This is a genomic window from Microbacterium sp. SSM24 (genome assembly GCF_025989145.1).
Lineage (GTDB): Bacteria > Actinomycetota > Actinomycetes > Actinomycetales > Microbacteriaceae > Microbacterium.
Map to the genome: position 1 here is coordinate 855,072 of NZ_JAPDNQ010000001.1, position 14,396 is coordinate 869,467.

Consider the following 14,396-nt stretch of genomic DNA (forward strand, 5'->3'; position numbering starts at 1 on the left):
TCGCGGACCCCGATCATGAGCATCCCGGATCCCCGCACCGTCGCGCGCCTCAGCGTCGTGGGTCCCGGCCGTGTCGGCCGGGCCGCCGCCCTCGCGTTCACCGCCGCGGGCTACGCCGTCTCCGGTCCGTCCGGCCGCGGCGAGCCCGTTGCCGAAGCCGACGCCGTGCTGCTGTGCGTTCCCGACCGCGAGATCGGCGCCGTCGCCGCCGCCCTGCGCGGCCGAGGAGCGCTGCTCGGCCACACCTCGGGGGCGACGCCGCTGGCCGGCTCGGGCGTCGACTTCGGCCTGCATCCGCTGCGCTCGTTCGCGGGCGCGGAGGGAGCGGATGCCTTCGCCGGCGTCGGCTGCGCGGTGGCGGGAGTCTCCCCGCAGGCCCTGCGCACGGCCGAGGAGCTCGCCCGGGCGGTCGGCGGGACCCCGTTCGAGGTCGCGGACGACCAGCGCGCGGGCTATCACGCCGCGGCATCCATCGCCTCGAACTTCCTCGTCACGCTCGAGGCCGCCGCCGAGCGGGTGGCCGCGGCGTCGGGACTGCCCGCCGACTTCCGCGCACACCTGGCACCGCTCGTGCGCGGGACCGTCGAGAACTGGGCCGCGCACGGACCCCGGGCGGCGCTCACCGGCCCGATCGCACGCGGGGACGAAGAGACCGTTCACCGTCAGCGCGAGGCGGTCGCGGCCCGGGCACCCGAGCTGCTCGCCCTCTTCGACGAGCTGTCCGACCGCACGCGCGCGCTCGTGCGCAGCGAGGAGACACCGGCATGAGGATCGTCCGCACCGTCGCCGATGTGCGCGCCGCCGTGCGCGACGCCCGTTCGCGCGGCGCCTCGATCGGCCTCGTGCCGACGATGGGCGCACTCCACGACGGTCACCTCTCGCTCGTCCGCGCTGCGCGGGCGGCGAACGGCCTCGTGGTGATGTCGCTGTTCGTCAATCCGACGCAGTTCGGCCCGAACGAGGATCTCGCGGCATATCCGCGCGACGAGGAGCGCGACGCGCGCCTCGCCGAGGACGCGGGAGTGGACGTGCTCTTCGCTCCGCCGGTCGCGGAGGTGTACCCGCAGGGGTTCGCGACCTCGATCCATGTCGCCGGCCTCACCGACGTGCTCGACGGCGCGTCGCGCGGTGCCGGGCACTTCGACGGGGTCGCGACGGTCGTGACGAAGCTCTTCCAGATGGTCGCGCCCGACGACGCGTACTTCGGGCAGAAGGACGCGCAGCAGGTGCTCGTGATCCGGCGCCTGGTGCGCGATCTCGACATGCCCGTGACCGTGGTGGCCTGCCCGACGGTGCGCGAGCCCGACGGCCTCGCGATGAGCTCGCGCAACGTGTACCTCGACCCCGAGTCCCGCGAGCGGGCGACGGCGCTCAACCGCGCGCTCGACGCCGCCGAACGGGAGGTGGCGGAGGGACGGACGGATGCCGCAGCCGTCCTCGCCGCGGCATCCGCTGTGCTCGGCGCAGCCGGAATCGAGCCCGAGTATCTGGAACTGCGCTCCCCCGACGACCTCCGCGAGGTCGCCCGCGTCGCCGGGCCGACGCTCCTCGCTGTCGCGGCCCGCGTCGGACCTGCGAGACTGATCGACAACCGCATCCTGGAGGCCGCCCCATGAGCACAGGACCGCTGAGCCCCGCCGCTCCCGCATCGCGCCCGCGCATGACGTTCGGTGGACTCGCCGCCCTCAAGGCGAACCGCGAACCCATCGTGATGGTCACGGCGTACGACTACCCGAGCGCGCAGATCGCCGAAGCCGCCGGCGTCGACATGGTGCTCGTCGGCGACTCGGCCGCGATGACCGTGCTCGGGCACGAGAGCACCGTCCCGGTCACGGTCGACGAGATGGTCATGCTCACGGCGGCCGTGCGACGAGGCCTCTCGACGCCTCTCCTGGTGGCCGATCTCCCGTTCGGCTCGTACGAGGGATCCGACGAGCAGGCCGTCGCGACGGCGCAGCGCTTCGTCAAGACGACGGGATGCGACGCCGTGAAGATCGAGCGCGGGGGCTCGTCGGTCGACCGCGCCCGCGCGATCGTGGCAGCCGGGATCCCGGTCATGGGCCACGTCGGACTGACGCCGCAGACCGCGGCGACCATCGGCGGCTACCGCGCACAGGGACGGACCGCCGAAGAGGCGGTCGCGCTGTGCGAGAGCGCGGTCGCGCTGCAGGATGCCGGGTGCTTCGCCATCGTGTTCGAGGCCATCCCGTCCGCCGTGACCGAGGCGATCATGCCGCGTCTGGAGGTGCCGGTGATCGGCATCGGCGCCGGACCCGCGGCCGACGGACAGGTGCTGGTGTTCCACGACCTGCTCGGCATCTACGACGGCCACGCCGCGCGGTTCGTGAAGCGCTACGCCGACGTGCGGTCCGCGATGCTCGCCGGGGTCACGGCGTACGCCGACGAAGTGCGCTCGCGCGCCTACCCGGCTCCCGAGCACGGCTACGGGATGCCGGCCGAGGAGGCCGCTCGCCTGCGCGCGATCCTCGACGCCAGCACGCCCCCGCAAGCCCGCCGCGCGTAGGCGAGTGCCGGGTCAGTCGATGAGATGCTCGTGGACGGCGCTGCTGAGCGAGGTCCCGTTGAGGTCGAGGTAGAGCTCGCGCTCCGTGACCGACAGCGTCATCGTGTTGCGGCGGTCGATGGCGGCGACCGCCGCGTCGATGAAGCCGGGGTCGAACGCGTACAGCCGGATCGCCTCGGCGTCGTGGATGCGCTTGCCGGCCCAGGGCGCCATCACCTTGGCGGGATCGCGGTGCGTGTACACGACAGTGCGATCGGCGAGCCTGCTGCCGTAGTGCAGGCGCTCGGCGTCGGGTGCGCCCACCTCGATCCACGCGGTCACGCGACCGGTCATGTCGCGCACGAGGACGGCCGGCTCATCGGTCGCCGCGACGCCCTCGGTGAACACGATGCCCTCTTCGTACTCGAGGCAGTACGCGAGCACCCGCGTGAGCATGAAGGCATCCGTCTCGGACGGATGCCGCGCCACCCGCAGCGCGAGCTCGTCGTAGACGCCGCGATCGACGTCGGCCAGCTGCACCGTGAAGGTGTGGATCGTCGCCCCGAGCGCCATTGCTCCAGCGTAGGGTGCTCGGGAGGCGCGCTCGTCATGCGCGACTCCCGTGCCCCCCGAGCAGCGAGGCGCATCCCCCCGGATTCGACCTCGCCTTCCGAAAACGTCGGCATCCCGTAGCCGACGTCTAACCCCTATGAGTCGGCGACCGCGTCGATCATGACGGCGGAGCGGATGATCGACGTCGAAGCCGCTGAGATCGGACCGGGATACAGTCGCTGACATGGCCGCGGTCGTCCTCGCGCTGGACTCCTTCAAGAGCTCGATCGACGCCGCCGACGCGGTCGAGGCGCTGCGCGAAGGCTGGGTCTCGGTCGACCCGGGACGAGAGCTGACGCTCCTCCCGATGGCCGACGGGGGTGAGGGCACGCTCGAGGCGTTCGCGGCGGCGGTGCCGGATGCCGTCCGCATGCCGGTGACGGTGACCGGTCCGGAGGGGCGCCGGGTCGCGGCATCCTGGCTCCTCCTTCCGCCCGCCCCGGGCACACCGGACGGGACCGCCGTGGTCGAGCTCGCCTCGACGTCGGGCATCGAGCTGCTGGGCTCCCCGCCGCGCCTGCGCCCGCTGGATGCCGGCACGCGCGGTTTCGGCGAGGCGATCGCCGCGGCCCTCGCGCACGGCGTCTCGCGCCTCGTGCTCGGCATCGGCAGCAGCGCCTCGACCGACGGCGGCATCGGCATGCTGACGGCGCTGGGCGCGCGATTCACGGATGCCGCATCCGGCCCGATCACGACGGGCGGGCGTGGACTGCGGTCATTGGCAGCCGCCGACCTCAGCGGGCTGCCGCCGCTCCCCGCCGGCGGCGTGACCGTGCTGACCGATGTGACGAATCCGCTGCGGGGCGACCGCGGCGCCGCCGCCGTCTTCGGACCGCAGAAGGGCGCCGGCCAGGACGAGATCGCGCTCCTCGACGCGGGGCTCGGCCGGCTCGCGAACCTCGTCGACGTCGATCCCGACACCCCTGGCGCGGGTGCGGCGGGCGGCACGGGGTTCGGGCTGCTCGCGTGGGGAGCGGGGCTCGTGCCGGGAGCCGACGCCGTCGCCGAGCTCATCGGACTCCCGGAGGCGGTGGCGGCGGCATCCGTCGTCGTCACCGGCGAGGGATCGTTCGACGGTCAGTCCGCGGCGGGCAAGGCGCCCGACCTCGTCCGGGCGCTTGCCCGGGATGCCGGCGTGCCCGTTGTGCTCGTGGCGGGGCGGATCGCCGCCGACGCCGATGCGTCCGGATTCGCTCACGCGATCTCGCTGACCGCGCTGGCAGGATCGGGCGCCGCCGCTCTCGCCGAGCCCGCGCGCTGGCTCTTCGCGGCGGGCGCCGAGCTCGCCCGTCGGTTCCCCGCCTGAGCACCCGCACCCCGCACCCGCACCCGCACGCGCTCCCGTCGAGTCGCCAAAACACGCCGTACCGCTGGGCAGCGAGACGGCGTGTCTTGGCGACTGGGTCTGCCGACGGCGACGGGGCGCTGCCGGCGGCGGGGTCAGGTGCGCGTCACCCCGCGGCGGCGCGTGACGAGCACGTACAGGCCGAGCACGATGATCGCGCCCAGGATCGAGCCGATGATGCCGGCGGCCTGCAGGAATCCGCCGTTGGGGTCGGCACCGAACAGCAGGTAGCCGAGGAAGCCGCCGACGAACGATCCGACGATGCCGAGCACGATGGTCAGCAGGATCCCCATGCTCTGCTTGCCGGGGATGACGGCGCGAGCGATGAGACCGGCGATGAGGCCGATGAGAATGAGGCCCAGGATTGTCCAAAGCATGATGTCCTCCGTTGTCCGCCCTTGGTGAGGGCTAGAAGGACGTTAGCGGGCGCGCTCCGCGCCGGATCGCCCGTTGAAAACCGGGTCGCCAAGGCCTATCATCTGCCGCCGCACGGACGCGGATCCGTCAGGACGCGGCATCCGCCTTCATCTCGGGGCACGTGCCACCGGGGTCGGTCGCCAGCTCGAAGTGCCAGCGCTCGTTGGCGTACGTCTGGCAGATGCCGTACTTCCAGCCGTGCTGCGAGAGCCACAGCTGGGCGTCGAGGGAGCCGATGTCGACCGCGTCGCCGGTGACGTGCCGGGAAGCGTCAGGCGTCGCGACGAACTGCCGTGCGACGTCCTCGCTGCCGTACCGCTCGACCGCGTCGTCCAGCAGCCACTGCTGGTAGCGGGCCGACCGCCAGCCGCTCGTCACGTCGAAGCCGACGCCGTCGGTCGCGGCATCCGCTTCCGCCTGTCGCATCGCGCCGAGGAGGGCCGGATCCAGGTGCGCGATCGCGGGGAGTGCGTCGTCGGCCAGCGTCACCGTCGCCCCTTCGGCGATATGCCCCGCCGCTTCGCTGGGGAGGAAGGGAGCGGATGCCGCGGCCGTCGTCGCGCGCACGCCGACGACGACGAGCACGGCCAGGAACGCGGCCACTCCCACTCCGATGGTCAGGAACACGAGACGGCGGAGGCGTGCGGGACGATCGAGCATGCGTCCATCTCACGCGGGCGCGTGTTGCGACGTCGTACGCGGATTCGCATACGTCGGCGATATGCGCCCCCGCCTAGGCTGGGCGCATGCGGGTGCTGATCGTCGAGGACGAGCTCTTCCTCGCCGAGGCGATCCGTGACGGCCTGCGCCTGGAGGCGATCGCCGCCGACATCGCCGGCGACGGCGACACCGCTCTCGAGCAGCTCTCCGTCAACGCGTACGACGTGGTCGTGCTCGACCGCGACATCCCCGCACCGAACGGCGACGAGATCGCGCGGCGCCTGGCCGGCGAGCCCGAGAGCCCGCGCATCCTGATGCTCACCGCCGCCGACCGGCTCGACGACAAGGCGAGCGGCTTCGAGAGCGGGGCGGACGACTACCTCACCAAGCCGTTCGCGCTGCAAGAGCTGGTGCTGCGCCTGCGCGCACTCGGCCGGCGGCCCGCGAAGAGCACCCCGCCTGTCGTGGAGCTCGGCGGTGTGCGGCTCGACCGGTTCCGGCGCGAGGTGTACCGCGACGGCCGGTACATCGCCCTCACGCGCAAGCAGTTCGCCGTGCTCGACGTGCTGATGACCGCCGGCGGTGGCGTCGTGTCGGCCGAAGACCTCCTCGAGCGCGCGTGGGACGAGAATGCCGACCCCTTCACGAACGCGGTGCGCATCACGATCTCGACGCTGCGCAAGCGCCTCGGCGAGCCGTGGGTCATCGAGACGGTGCCGGGCGTCGGCTACCGGATGAGCGCATGACCGAGCGTCCGCGGGGGATGTCGGTGCGCGTCAAGCTCGCGCTGAGCTACGCGGGCTTCCTCGTCGTCGCCGGGATCGCGCTGTTCGCGGTCGGATTCCTGCTGCTGCGGTTCGTGCCCAACGGAAGCCTCACGGTCGACGGCGGCGGCTGGGCGCCGAACCGCGCCAACCTGCTCGAAGTGTTCGTGCGCTACGCCTGGTGGGCGCTCGCGCTGCTGCTCGTCATCGGCCTCGTCGGCGGCTGGCTGCTCGCCGGCGTCGTGCTGCGCCCGCTCGACCGCATCACCGACGCCGCGCGGCGTGTGCGCGACGGCCGACTCGATCACCGTGTCGCGCTGCCGGGGGCGGGCGACGAGCTCACCGACCTCGCCGACACGCTCGACGCGATGCTCGACCGCGTGGAGCACACCGTCGAGGAGGAGCGGCGCTTCGCCGCGAACGCCTCGCACGAGCTCCGCACGCCTCATGCGATCATCCGCACGGTCGTCGAGGTCGCGCAGGCCGACCCCGAGGGGCGCGATGTCGACGAGGTGCTGCGTCGCATCGGCGCGACGAACGAGCGGGCCATCGCGACCACCGAGGCTCTCCTCGCGCTCGCCCGCGTCGCGCGGGGCGGCGCGCTCGACGCCTCGACCGTCGACCTCGCAGTGCTCGTCGCCGACGCGGTGGAGGACGAGCGGGCGGATGCCTCGGCCCGCGGCATCCGCTTCACCACCTCTCTGGATCCGGCATCGGTGACCGGCGAGCGCGGGCTGCTCGAACGGCTCGTCGCGAACCTCGTGCACAACGCCGTCGTGCACAACGCGGCCGGCGGGTGGGTGCGGGTCGGCGTCACGGCCGGAGCGCGCGCGGAGCTCGTCGTCGAGAACGGCGGACCCGTGCTGGCGCCGGCGCTCGCCGCCACCCTCACCGAGCCCTTCGTGCGAGGGGCCGGGCGCACGCGGGGCACGGGCGACGGATCGGGGCTCGGCCTCGCGATCGTCGCATCGATCGTGCGCGCCCACCACGGTGAGCTCGCCCTCACCGCGCCGCCGGAGGGCGGCCTTCACGTGCGGGTGACGCTCCCGCGCTGACGTCGGGCGAGCGCCGCCACGAGCCGCGGGACCGCCATCGCGAGCACGCCGACGGTCGCGCCGACGGTGTTCCACCACACGTCGTCGCCGTCGGGCACGCGTCCCGGGATCGACCGCTGCGCGAACTCGACCGCCGCCGACAGTGCGAACGCGGCGAGGATCGCGACGAGCCAGAACCGTCGCGGCAGGAGGAGTGCGAGCGTCGCTCCCAGCGGGACGAACAGGAGCACGTTGAGCGCATCGTCGATGTCGCCGAACGGCAGCACGACGAGGAGCGGATGCCCCACCTCGACCATCGACCGCACGAACAGCCCGCGCAGCGGAGCGGCGATCGAGGGCGGCGCGAGCGTGAGCAGCGTGATCGCGGCGGCGAATGCGCCGGCGACGAGCAGGCGGATGCCGCGCCCCCGCGACGTGCTGAGGTCGGTCATGTCGAGCCCTTCCGCGGGCTCTCGGGCGAGCCTGCGCGCTCCAGTCCACGCCGCGCGATGTTGCGGGAGCGTATGCGAATCGCGCGCTATGACCGCGACGCCGGAGCGACGCCCGCGGCGTAGACCTCGACGAGCCGCCGCGCGAGGGCGGGCGCGGCATCCGGATCCTGCTCGACGATGCGTGCGAGCACGCCTTCGCGCACGAGGGAGACCAGACCGTGGACGACAGCCCAGCTCAGCAGCGACCACTCGTCCGCGTGGGCATCGGCGACGTCGCCCACGGCGGTGCGCAGCCGCCCCAGCGCTCCGCGCTGCGCCTCGATGAGGGCGTCGTCGTCGGCATTGAGCTCCGAGCGGCGGAACATCAGGTCGACCAGAGCCGGATGCTCCAGCCCGAAGTCGACGTAGGCGCGGCCGAGTGCCGCGAGCGGCGATTCATCCGCGTCGCCCTCGCGGATCGCTGCGGCGGCGAGCGCGGCGTCGAGCTGGTCGAACCCGGCGGTCGCGACCGCGGTGAGCATCCCCGCCCGGTCGCCGAAGAAGTGGGCCGGCGCCGCATGCGACACGTTCGCCCGCCGGGCGACAGCGCGCAGGCTGACCGAGGCGTGCCCCTTCTCGGCGAGCTCCTCGGAGGCGGCGCGCAGGAGTGCGTCTCGGGCGGAGGTCGGCGGCGGGGTGGGCTCCATGCGTCGATGCTGTCACGAAGTGCTTGACAGTGTCAACCCGTCCCTTCGCGAGACACGCTGTCCGAGCCGTGGGGTAGCCTCGCCAGCACGCCGATCCCCTGCTCGGCGCCGAGGTCGTCCGCCTGGTGGACCAGAGCTGGGGACCCTGGCCCGAGCTGTACTTCCCGCGGCGCGATCCCGAGGGCAACGAGTTCTGCCTGCAGTGATTTCGCACGCACCGAGTTCCGAGCACAGAGGAGATGCCGATGAGTGACACGAACAGCGAGCCGAGGGGGATCTCCGCGGCCGCGTTCCACCGCGCTGGGGGCGTCGCCGACTGGCGCGTGACCGGCACCGGTCCGCAGGCGGTCTTCACGGCGACCTCGCTGACCCACGCGGCACGGCTCGTCGACCCGATCGCCGCGGCCGCCGAGCGGTTCGGCGTGCGACCCGACATCGACGTGCGTCCTGAAGGCGTCGTCGTGCGCGTCCCGTACCCGGAGTCGGAGGGCATCCCCGCCGGGTCTCCGGCGTTCGCCGCCGCCGTGTCCACGGCCGCCGCCGAGCTGGGACTCACTCCCGACCCGTCGCTCGCGCAGTCCGTCGGGGTCTACGTCGCCCAGCATTCTCAGGCCGACGTGCGGCCGTTCTTCACCGCGGCGCTCGGCTACGAGCCGTTCGGCGACACCGACGCCGTCGACCCGCTCCGCTGCGGCCCGCAGCTCGCCTTCAATCCGATCACCGGAGACGTCCCCGCCAGGGGTCGCACGCACTTCGACGTCTTCGTGCCGGCCGACCGGGCGCAGGCGCGAGTCGATGCCGCGCTCGCCGCGGGAGGGAGGCTCGTCGACGATTCCCACGCGCCCGCGTGGTGGTCGCTGGCGTCGCCCGACAACCACGGCGTCGACATCGCGTCCTGGACCGACACGTACGAGTGAGCGGGCCGGGCCCTCGCCGTTCTGCGCTCGCGCTCGGGATCAGTCCGCTCGGGCCGCCGGATCGGCGGGAGCCCCGAAGCTGTGGTCCGCGATGATGCTCGCCGCGGCGCCCGACCGCAGGAAGTCGAGGAGCTCGCGCCCAGCGGCAGGCTCGCTCGCCGCTGCCGCGACCGCGCCGGCGAAGACCGTCTCGATCGCGCAGTCCGCGGGAAGGGTCCCGAGGATCCGGATGCCGCGCTGCCCGATCAGCTCGCTCAGTTGCTGGAGGCCGAGATCGACCTCGTTCTCGGCCAGCAGCCGCGCGACCGGGACGCCGGGCCGCGCCTGCACGAGGCGACCCTCGAGTTCATCGGTGAGGCCCCACCGGGCGATCATGTCGACCAGCGCTGTGCCGCTCGGGCCTGTCGAGTAGCCGATGCGGGGTGCGGCGCGCAGCGCCGCACGGAGCTCGCCGGCATCGCGGAACGCGTGAGCCTGTGGCGCCGCGCCTGCCTCGGCGTCGCCGCCGGGGACGGCGACCGCGACCTGCGAGACCAACAGCGGAACGAGCGTCGCCCCATCGACGTGACCCGCAGTGGCCAAGCGGCGCAGAGCCGGCTCGGCCAGGAAGACCAGGTCGAACGCCTCACCCTCGGCGACGCGGCGCGCGGCATCCACTCCACCGACGGACTCGATCTGCAGCGCCGGAAGCCCCGCGAGCGATGCGGCACCGGCGAGGTCGGCGAGCACCGATCTCGTCGCCATCGACGAGATCGCCCTCATGCCGCCTCGTCGAAGGACTCGGCATCGACCTCGACGGACTGGGCCGCGCTGTAGCGCGGACCCGAGACCGTGGCCGTGTCGATGAGCTCCCCCGCACGAGCGAGGATCCGCGGATCCACGACGAGGTCGACCGCGGCGAGGTTGTCACGCACGTGGGACGCCTGCGTGGACCCCGGGATGGGGACGACGTGCTCACCGCGCGAGAGCAGCCACGCGAGCGAGAGCTGAGCCGGCGTGCAGTCCGCCTCCGCGGCGAGGGACCGCCAGGCGGGGAGCAGCGCCGCATTCGCGGGCCAGTGCGCGGCCTGGAATCGCGGCATCGCGCGCCGGATGTCCTTCGGCGCCAGCTCGTCGGGGTCGTGCACGGCATCGGCGAGGAACCCGCGGGCGACGGGCGAGAACGCCACGAGCGCGACGCCGGATCGCCGCGTCGCCTCGAGCATGCCCAGTTCGGGATTGCGGCTCCACAGCGAGTACTCGTTCTGCACGGCTGCGATGGGCGCGACAGCCTGCGCTTCGAGGAGCCGTTCGACGGACACCTCCGACAGGCCGATGCGGCCGATCTTGCCGGCATCCACCAGCTCCGCCAGCGCCCCCACGCTCTCGCCGATCGGCACCTGCCTGTCCCAGCGGTGGAGGTAGTAGAGGTCGATGTGCTCCACCTCGAGGCGAGCGAGCGAGGCATCCACCTGCGCACGCAGCGTCTCGGGGCGCCCGTCGATCGTCTTGACGCCGTCCACCAGGGCCATGCCGCCCTTGCTCGCCAGAACGACCTCGTCGCGGCGGCCGGCGATGGCGCGGCCGACGAGCTCCTCGTTGCGGCCGCCGCCGTAGAGCGTCGCGGTGTCGAGAAGCGTGACGCCGTGATCGAGCGCCGCGCGGATGAGTGCCACACCGTCGTCGACCGACGGGGACACCCCGTACGCATGACTCAGCGACATGCAGCCGAGGCCGATGCGGGGAAGGATCACGCGAGCTGCTCCTCGAGCGCACCGAGCACCCAGTAGCAGTCGATGACCTGACGCAGCGAGGAGTTCGGTTCGCGCCCCTCGCGGATCGCGGAGACGAACTCGCGGTCCTGCAGCTCGATGCCGTTCATGCTGACCGCGACCTTCGACACGTCGATCCGCTCGTCGCGGCCGTTGTAGAGGTCGTCGTAGCGCGCCAGGTAGGTGTCGGTGTCGCCGATGTAGCGGAAGAACGCGCCGAACGGTCCCTCGTTGTTGAACGACAGCGACAGCGTGCAGATCGCCCCGGACTCGCTCTTGAGCTGGATCGACATGTCCATCGCGATACCCAGGACGGGGTGGATCGGTCCCTGGATCGCATTCGCCTGCACGATGCGGCCGGCCTGATACGCGAAGAGGTCGACGGTGTGCGCGGCGTGGTGCCACAGCAGGTGGTCGGTCCACGACCGCGCCTCACCCTTGGCGTTGGTGTTCGTGCGGCGGAAGAAGTACGTCTGCACGTCCATCTGCTGCACGGCGAACTCGCCGGCGAGGATGCGGTTGTGCACGAACTGGTGCGACGGGTTGAACCGGCGAGTGTGGCCGACCATCGCCACACGGTCCGACGCCTCCGCTGCCGCGAGGGCGGCTTCGGCATCCGCCAGCGAGTCCGCGAGCGGGATCTCGACCTGCACGTGCTTGCCCGCCGCGAGCGCGGCCTGCGTCTGCGCGGCATGCTGCTGCGTGGGGGTGGCGAGGATCACCGCGTCGACGTCGTCGCGCTCGAGGACCGCGTCGAAGCCGATCACGGCGTGGGGCACCCCGTACTTCTCTGCCACCGCCTGCGTCGGCTCCGGCCGGGTGCCGCTGACGACCGTCACCTCGGCGTCGGGGATGTTCGCCAGGCCGTCGAGGTGCTTCATCCCGAAGGCGCCGGCGGCGCCGACGACCGCGACGCGAACCTTGTCGCTGCTCATGAACGGACTTCCTCCAGCGGGGTGCTCACGCGGTCGGACTCGACGGTGCGCGGTGCGGTCGGGTTGCTGAGCACGAGGTGGCCGACGGCGGTGTTGGATGCCGGCACGTGGTAGAACCTGTGCCCGACCGAGGGGGCCTCGCCGCCGAACTGGTCGTCCATCGCGCCGCGCGCGATCAGCCAGTCGACGAGCTCGATGCCCTCCGATCCTGCCTCATCGACGTACTCCATGTGCGACCACTCGGTGAGGCCCAGCGGGTCGGCGATGAGGTGGTCGAGGAACGCGTTGTCCCACTCCTCGTTGATGAGGCCGGCGCGCGGACCCTGCAGCTGGTGGCTCATGCCGCCCGTCCCCCAGATCTGCACGTTGAGCGCGGGGCCGTCCCACTTGTCGAGGGCGCGGCGGATCGCACGGCCGAGCTCGTAGCAGCGGCGCCCCGAGGGCACGGGGTACTGCACCACGTTGACGGGCAGCGGGATGACGCGGCACGGCCATTCCTCGACGTCGCCGAAGACGAGCGACAGCGGAACGGTGAGCCCGTGGTCGACGACCATCTCGTTGACGAGGGTCAGGTCGAAGTCGTCCTGGATGACGGACTGCGCGATGTGGGCGGCGAGCTCCGGGTATCCCTTCACGTCGGGCACCGGGCGCGGCCCGTAGCCCTCGTCGGCGACGGGGTAGTGCGCGCCGGTCCCGAGCACGAAGGTCGGGATGATGTTGGAGTCGAAGGCGGTGGCGTGGTCGTTGTACACGAGGATGATGACGTCCGGCGTGTTCTCCTTGGCCCACTCGCGGGTCCAGCGATAGCCGTCGAACACCTTCTTCCAGTACGGCTCCTCGGTCTTGCCGAGGTCCATCGCCGCGCCGATCGCGGGCACGTGCGACGTGAACAGCGCCGAGGTGAACCTCGCCGGCGCGTCGGGCCGCATGACCTCCGACTTCTCGGTCGAGGGCGGGGTCCAGCCGTCGAGGTCCTTCAGCCGATTGCCCTCAGGACGGCGTCCGCCGCCGACCATCATGTCGCGATAGGCCGCTTCCGACATCCCGGTCATCGAGCCGGCCATCTGCTGGAAGCTCAGGCCGTGCGTGGCGCCGATCTTGCTCAGGAAGTAGATGTTCCCGCCCTCGCGGATGCACGCGTTGAGGTCGAGGTCGAGCACGCCCTGACGCTGGGCGGGAGTGAGCGGCCACTCGTCGAGGTACGCTTCGCGGTCGGCGAGGTACCGTTCGCGGTTCTCGGGCTTCATGAGCGACATCGAGAACTGGTTGAGGTGGTACCCCTTGCGAGCCTGCTCGGCGTCGAAGATGGTCGTGCCGGGAACGTTCTTGTAGGGCTTGTCGAGTGCCATGTCATGCTCCTGCGGTGTATGAGGATTGCGCCCAGTACAGCCGCGCCGGGTTGTCGACCAGCAGCCTGCGCTGCAGGTCGGGGGTCGGGGCGATCTGCGGGATGTAGTCGACCAGCAGCCCATCGTCGGGCATGTGATCGGTCAGGTTGGGGTGGGGCCAGTCGGTGCCCCAGAGGACGCGGTCGGGGAACTCCTCGACCACGCGACGTGCGAACGGCACGACATCCGTGTACGCGTGCTGCTCACCGTCCAGCGCGCGCGGACCCGTGACGCTCAGCCGCTCGGGGCACGACACCTTCGTCCACACGTTGGGGTTCTCCCGCATGAAGCGGAGGAAGAGGGCGAACTCGGGTCCGTCGGGATCCTTCGTCACATCGGGGCGTCCCATGTGGTCGACGACGACGTCCGTCGGGATCGCCGAGAAGAAGTCGTACAGCTCGGGGAGGTCCTCGGCCTCGAAGTAGATGACCACGTGCCAGCCCAGCGGCGCGATCTTCGCGACGATCTCATCGAGCGAGTCCGTGGGAACGCGATCGACGAGGCGCTTGACGAAGTTGAAGCGGACGCCGCGCACTCCGGCCGCGTGCAGTTCGGCCAGCTCGTCGTCGGTCACGTCCCGGCGAACCGTGGCGACGCCGCGGGCGCGGCCGTCGCTGCGGCGCAGCGCGTCGACGAGCGCGCGGTTGTCGGCGCCGTGGCAGGTGGCCTGGACGATGACGTTGCGATCGAACCCCAGGTGATCGCGCAGGGCGAAGAGCTGCGCGGCGGAGGCGTCGCACGGCGTGTACTTGCGCTCGGGGGCGAAGGGGAACTCCCCGCCGGGACCGAAGACGTGGCAGTGCGCGTCGACGGCGCCGGCCGGCATCCGGAATGTCGGCGTGCTGGGTCCGTCGTACCAGTCCAGCCACCCCGGCGACTTCTCGAAGCCGCCGCTCGTGGCACCGTGCACGATGGTGTCGACGTCGCTCACG

17 protein-coding genes are annotated in these 14,396 nt (G+C 72.0%); 7 read left to right on the top strand and 10 right to left on the bottom strand.

The window, feature by feature from the left end; genetic code table 11:
* Positions 1–15 precede the first annotated feature (15 nt).
* Genes OL358_RS03970 through panB form a run of 3 tightly spaced genes read left to right on the top strand, consistent with a single transcriptional unit; the run spans position 16 to position 2,524 of the window.
* Entirely contained in the window at positions 16–768 is a 753-nt protein-coding gene (locus OL358_RS03970; protein ID WP_264708637.1) for a DUF2520 domain-containing protein, read from the top strand.
* Positions 765–1,616, top strand: coding sequence for a pantoate--beta-alanine ligase (gene panC / locus OL358_RS03975; protein ID WP_264708638.1), 852 nt, complete (start codon positions 765–767; stop codon positions 1,614–1,616). Before OL358_RS03970 ends, panC begins: the two co-directional genes overlap by 4 nt.
* Positions 1,613–2,524, top strand: coding sequence for a 3-methyl-2-oxobutanoate hydroxymethyltransferase (panB, locus tag OL358_RS03980; protein WP_264708639.1), 912 nt, complete (start codon positions 1,613–1,615; stop codon positions 2,522–2,524). The genes panC and panB overlap by 4 nt, the downstream gene beginning before the upstream one ends.
* A 12-nt stretch (positions 2,525–2,536) precedes the next feature.
* Here panB and OL358_RS03985 read toward each other — a convergent pair whose 3' ends face one another.
* A complete protein-coding gene (locus OL358_RS03985; RefSeq protein WP_264708640.1) occupies positions 2,537–3,076 on the bottom strand; it encodes a YaeQ family protein in 540 nt (179 codons plus the stop codon).
* Positions 3,077–3,299: 223 nt separating this feature from the next.
* Between OL358_RS03985 and OL358_RS03990 the strand changes: the two genes are divergently transcribed.
* A complete protein-coding gene (locus tag OL358_RS03990) occupies positions 3,300–4,421 on the top strand; it encodes a glycerate kinase (protein WP_264708641.1) in 1,122 nt (373 codons plus the stop codon).
* Positions 4,422–4,555: 134 nt separating this feature from the next.
* Here the strand turns inward: OL358_RS03990 and OL358_RS03995 are convergent, their stop codons facing one another.
* Positions 4,556–4,837, bottom strand: coding sequence for a GlsB/YeaQ/YmgE family stress response membrane protein (locus OL358_RS03995; RefSeq protein ID WP_264708642.1), 282 nt, complete (start codon positions 4,835–4,837; stop codon positions 4,556–4,558).
* 127 nt (positions 4,838–4,964) lie between these two features.
* Positions 4,965–5,537 carry a M15 family metallopeptidase gene (locus tag OL358_RS04000; RefSeq protein WP_264708643.1) on the bottom strand — a complete coding sequence of 191 codons (573 nt, stop codon included), beginning with the start codon at positions 5,535–5,537 and terminating at the stop codon, positions 4,965–4,967.
* 86 nt (positions 5,538–5,623) lie between these two features.
* Here OL358_RS04000 and OL358_RS04005 point away from each other — a divergent pair, with 86 nt between their 5' ends.
* Positions 5,624–6,283 (top strand): response regulator transcription factor, encoded by a 660-nt coding sequence (locus OL358_RS04005; RefSeq protein ID WP_264708644.1) that lies wholly within the window; start codon positions 5,624–5,626, stop codon positions 6,281–6,283.
* A complete protein-coding gene (locus OL358_RS04010; protein WP_264708645.1) occupies positions 6,280–7,356 on the top strand; it encodes a sensor histidine kinase in 1,077 nt (358 codons plus the stop codon). The genes OL358_RS04005 and OL358_RS04010 overlap by 4 nt, the downstream gene beginning before the upstream one ends.
* On the opposite strand, the gene OL358_RS04015 is transcribed toward OL358_RS04010, so the two are convergent.
* Together OL358_RS04015 and OL358_RS04020 are read right to left on the bottom strand one after the other, a co-directional pair.
* Positions 7,329–7,787, bottom strand: coding sequence for a VanZ family protein (locus tag OL358_RS04015; RefSeq protein ID WP_264708646.1), 459 nt, complete (start codon positions 7,785–7,787; stop codon positions 7,329–7,331). The two genes, OL358_RS04010 and OL358_RS04015, sit on opposite strands and share 28 nt — an antisense overlap.
* A gap of 86 nt (positions 7,788–7,873) precedes the next feature.
* Positions 7,874–8,473 (bottom strand): TetR/AcrR family transcriptional regulator, encoded by a 600-nt coding sequence (locus tag OL358_RS04020; RefSeq protein ID WP_264708647.1) that lies wholly within the window; start codon positions 8,471–8,473, stop codon positions 7,874–7,876.
* A gap of 245 nt (positions 8,474–8,718) precedes the next feature.
* On the opposite strand from OL358_RS04020, the gene OL358_RS04025 reads away from it, so the two are divergent.
* On the top strand, positions 8,719–9,390 hold the full coding sequence (locus OL358_RS04025; protein ID WP_264708648.1) for a VOC family protein: 672 nt from the start codon (positions 8,719–8,721) through the stop codon (positions 9,388–9,390).
* Between the two features lie 39 nt (positions 9,391–9,429).
* Here OL358_RS04025 and OL358_RS04030 read toward each other — a convergent pair whose 3' ends face one another.
* From OL358_RS04030 to OL358_RS04050, 5 genes are read right to left on the bottom strand one after another with little or no spacing between them, the layout of a single operon-like run.
* The gene (locus tag OL358_RS04030; RefSeq protein ID WP_264708649.1) at positions 9,430–10,152 is read right to left on the bottom strand and encodes a substrate-binding domain-containing protein; all 723 of its coding nucleotides are present in this window, start codon (positions 10,150–10,152) and stop codon (positions 9,430–9,432) included.
* Positions 10,149–11,123 (bottom strand): aldo/keto reductase, encoded by a 975-nt coding sequence (locus OL358_RS04035; protein ID WP_264708650.1) that lies wholly within the window; start codon positions 11,121–11,123, stop codon positions 10,149–10,151. Before OL358_RS04035 ends, OL358_RS04030 begins: the two co-directional genes overlap by 4 nt.
* The gene (locus OL358_RS04040) at positions 11,120–12,076 is read right to left on the bottom strand and encodes a Gfo/Idh/MocA family oxidoreductase (RefSeq protein ID WP_264708651.1); all 957 of its coding nucleotides are present in this window, start codon (positions 12,074–12,076) and stop codon (positions 11,120–11,122) included. Before OL358_RS04040 ends, OL358_RS04035 begins: the two co-directional genes overlap by 4 nt.
* Positions 12,073–13,425 carry a protocatechuate 4,5-dioxygenase subunit alpha/beta gene (locus OL358_RS04045; RefSeq protein WP_264708652.1) on the bottom strand — a complete coding sequence of 451 codons (1,353 nt, stop codon included), beginning with the start codon at positions 13,423–13,425 and terminating at the stop codon, positions 12,073–12,075. The genes OL358_RS04040 and OL358_RS04045 overlap by 4 nt, the downstream gene beginning before the upstream one ends.
* A gap of 1 nt (position 13,426) precedes the next feature.
* Entirely contained in the window at positions 13,427–14,395 is a 969-nt protein-coding gene (locus OL358_RS04050; protein WP_319805426.1) for an amidohydrolase family protein, read from the bottom strand.
* Position 14,396: the final 1 nt, after the last annotated feature.

What these genes read in the sequence shown, in the direction of transcription:
- OL358_RS04045 (WP_264708652.1), bottom strand. Translation starts at nt 13,425, where the DNA reads ATGGCACTCGACAAGCCCTACAAGAACGTTCCCGGCACGACCATCTTC.
- panB (WP_264708639.1), top strand. Translation starts at nt 1,613, where the DNA reads ATGAGCACAGGACCGCTGAGCCCCGCCGCTCCCGCATCGCGCCCGCGC.
- OL358_RS03995 (WP_264708642.1), bottom strand. Translation starts at nt 4,837, where the DNA reads ATGCTTTGGACAATCCTGGGCCTCATTCTCATCGGCCTCATCGCCGGT.
- OL358_RS04010 (WP_264708645.1), top strand. Translation starts at nt 6,280, where the DNA reads ATGACCGAGCGTCCGCGGGGGATGTCGGTGCGCGTCAAGCTCGCGCTG.
- OL358_RS04020 (WP_264708647.1), bottom strand. Translation starts at nt 8,473, where the DNA reads ATGGAGCCCACCCCGCCGCCGACCTCCGCCCGAGACGCACTCCTGCGC.
- OL358_RS03985 (WP_264708640.1), bottom strand. Translation starts at nt 3,076, where the DNA reads ATGGCGCTCGGGGCGACGATCCACACCTTCACGGTGCAGCTGGCCGAC.
- OL358_RS04005 (WP_264708644.1), top strand. Translation starts at nt 5,624, where the DNA reads ATGCGGGTGCTGATCGTCGAGGACGAGCTCTTCCTCGCCGAGGCGATC.
- OL358_RS04040 (WP_264708651.1), bottom strand. Translation starts at nt 12,076, where the DNA reads ATGAGCAGCGACAAGGTTCGCGTCGCGGTCGTCGGCGCCGCCGGCGCC.
- OL358_RS04030 (WP_264708649.1), bottom strand. Translation starts at nt 10,152, where the DNA reads ATGAGGGCGATCTCGTCGATGGCGACGAGATCGGTGCTCGCCGACCTC.
- OL358_RS03990 (WP_264708641.1), top strand. Translation starts at nt 3,300, where the DNA reads ATGGCCGCGGTCGTCCTCGCGCTGGACTCCTTCAAGAGCTCGATCGAC.
- OL358_RS04015 (WP_264708646.1), bottom strand. Translation starts at nt 7,787, where the DNA reads ATGACCGACCTCAGCACGTCGCGGGGGCGCGGCATCCGCCTGCTCGTC.
- panC (WP_264708638.1), top strand. Translation starts at nt 765, where the DNA reads ATGAGGATCGTCCGCACCGTCGCCGATGTGCGCGCCGCCGTGCGCGAC.
- OL358_RS04025 (WP_264708648.1), top strand. Translation starts at nt 8,719, where the DNA reads ATGAGTGACACGAACAGCGAGCCGAGGGGGATCTCCGCGGCCGCGTTC.
- OL358_RS04000 (WP_264708643.1), bottom strand. Translation starts at nt 5,537, where the DNA reads ATGCTCGATCGTCCCGCACGCCTCCGCCGTCTCGTGTTCCTGACCATC.
- OL358_RS03970 (WP_264708637.1), top strand. Translation starts at nt 16, where the DNA reads ATGAGCATCCCGGATCCCCGCACCGTCGCGCGCCTCAGCGTCGTGGGT.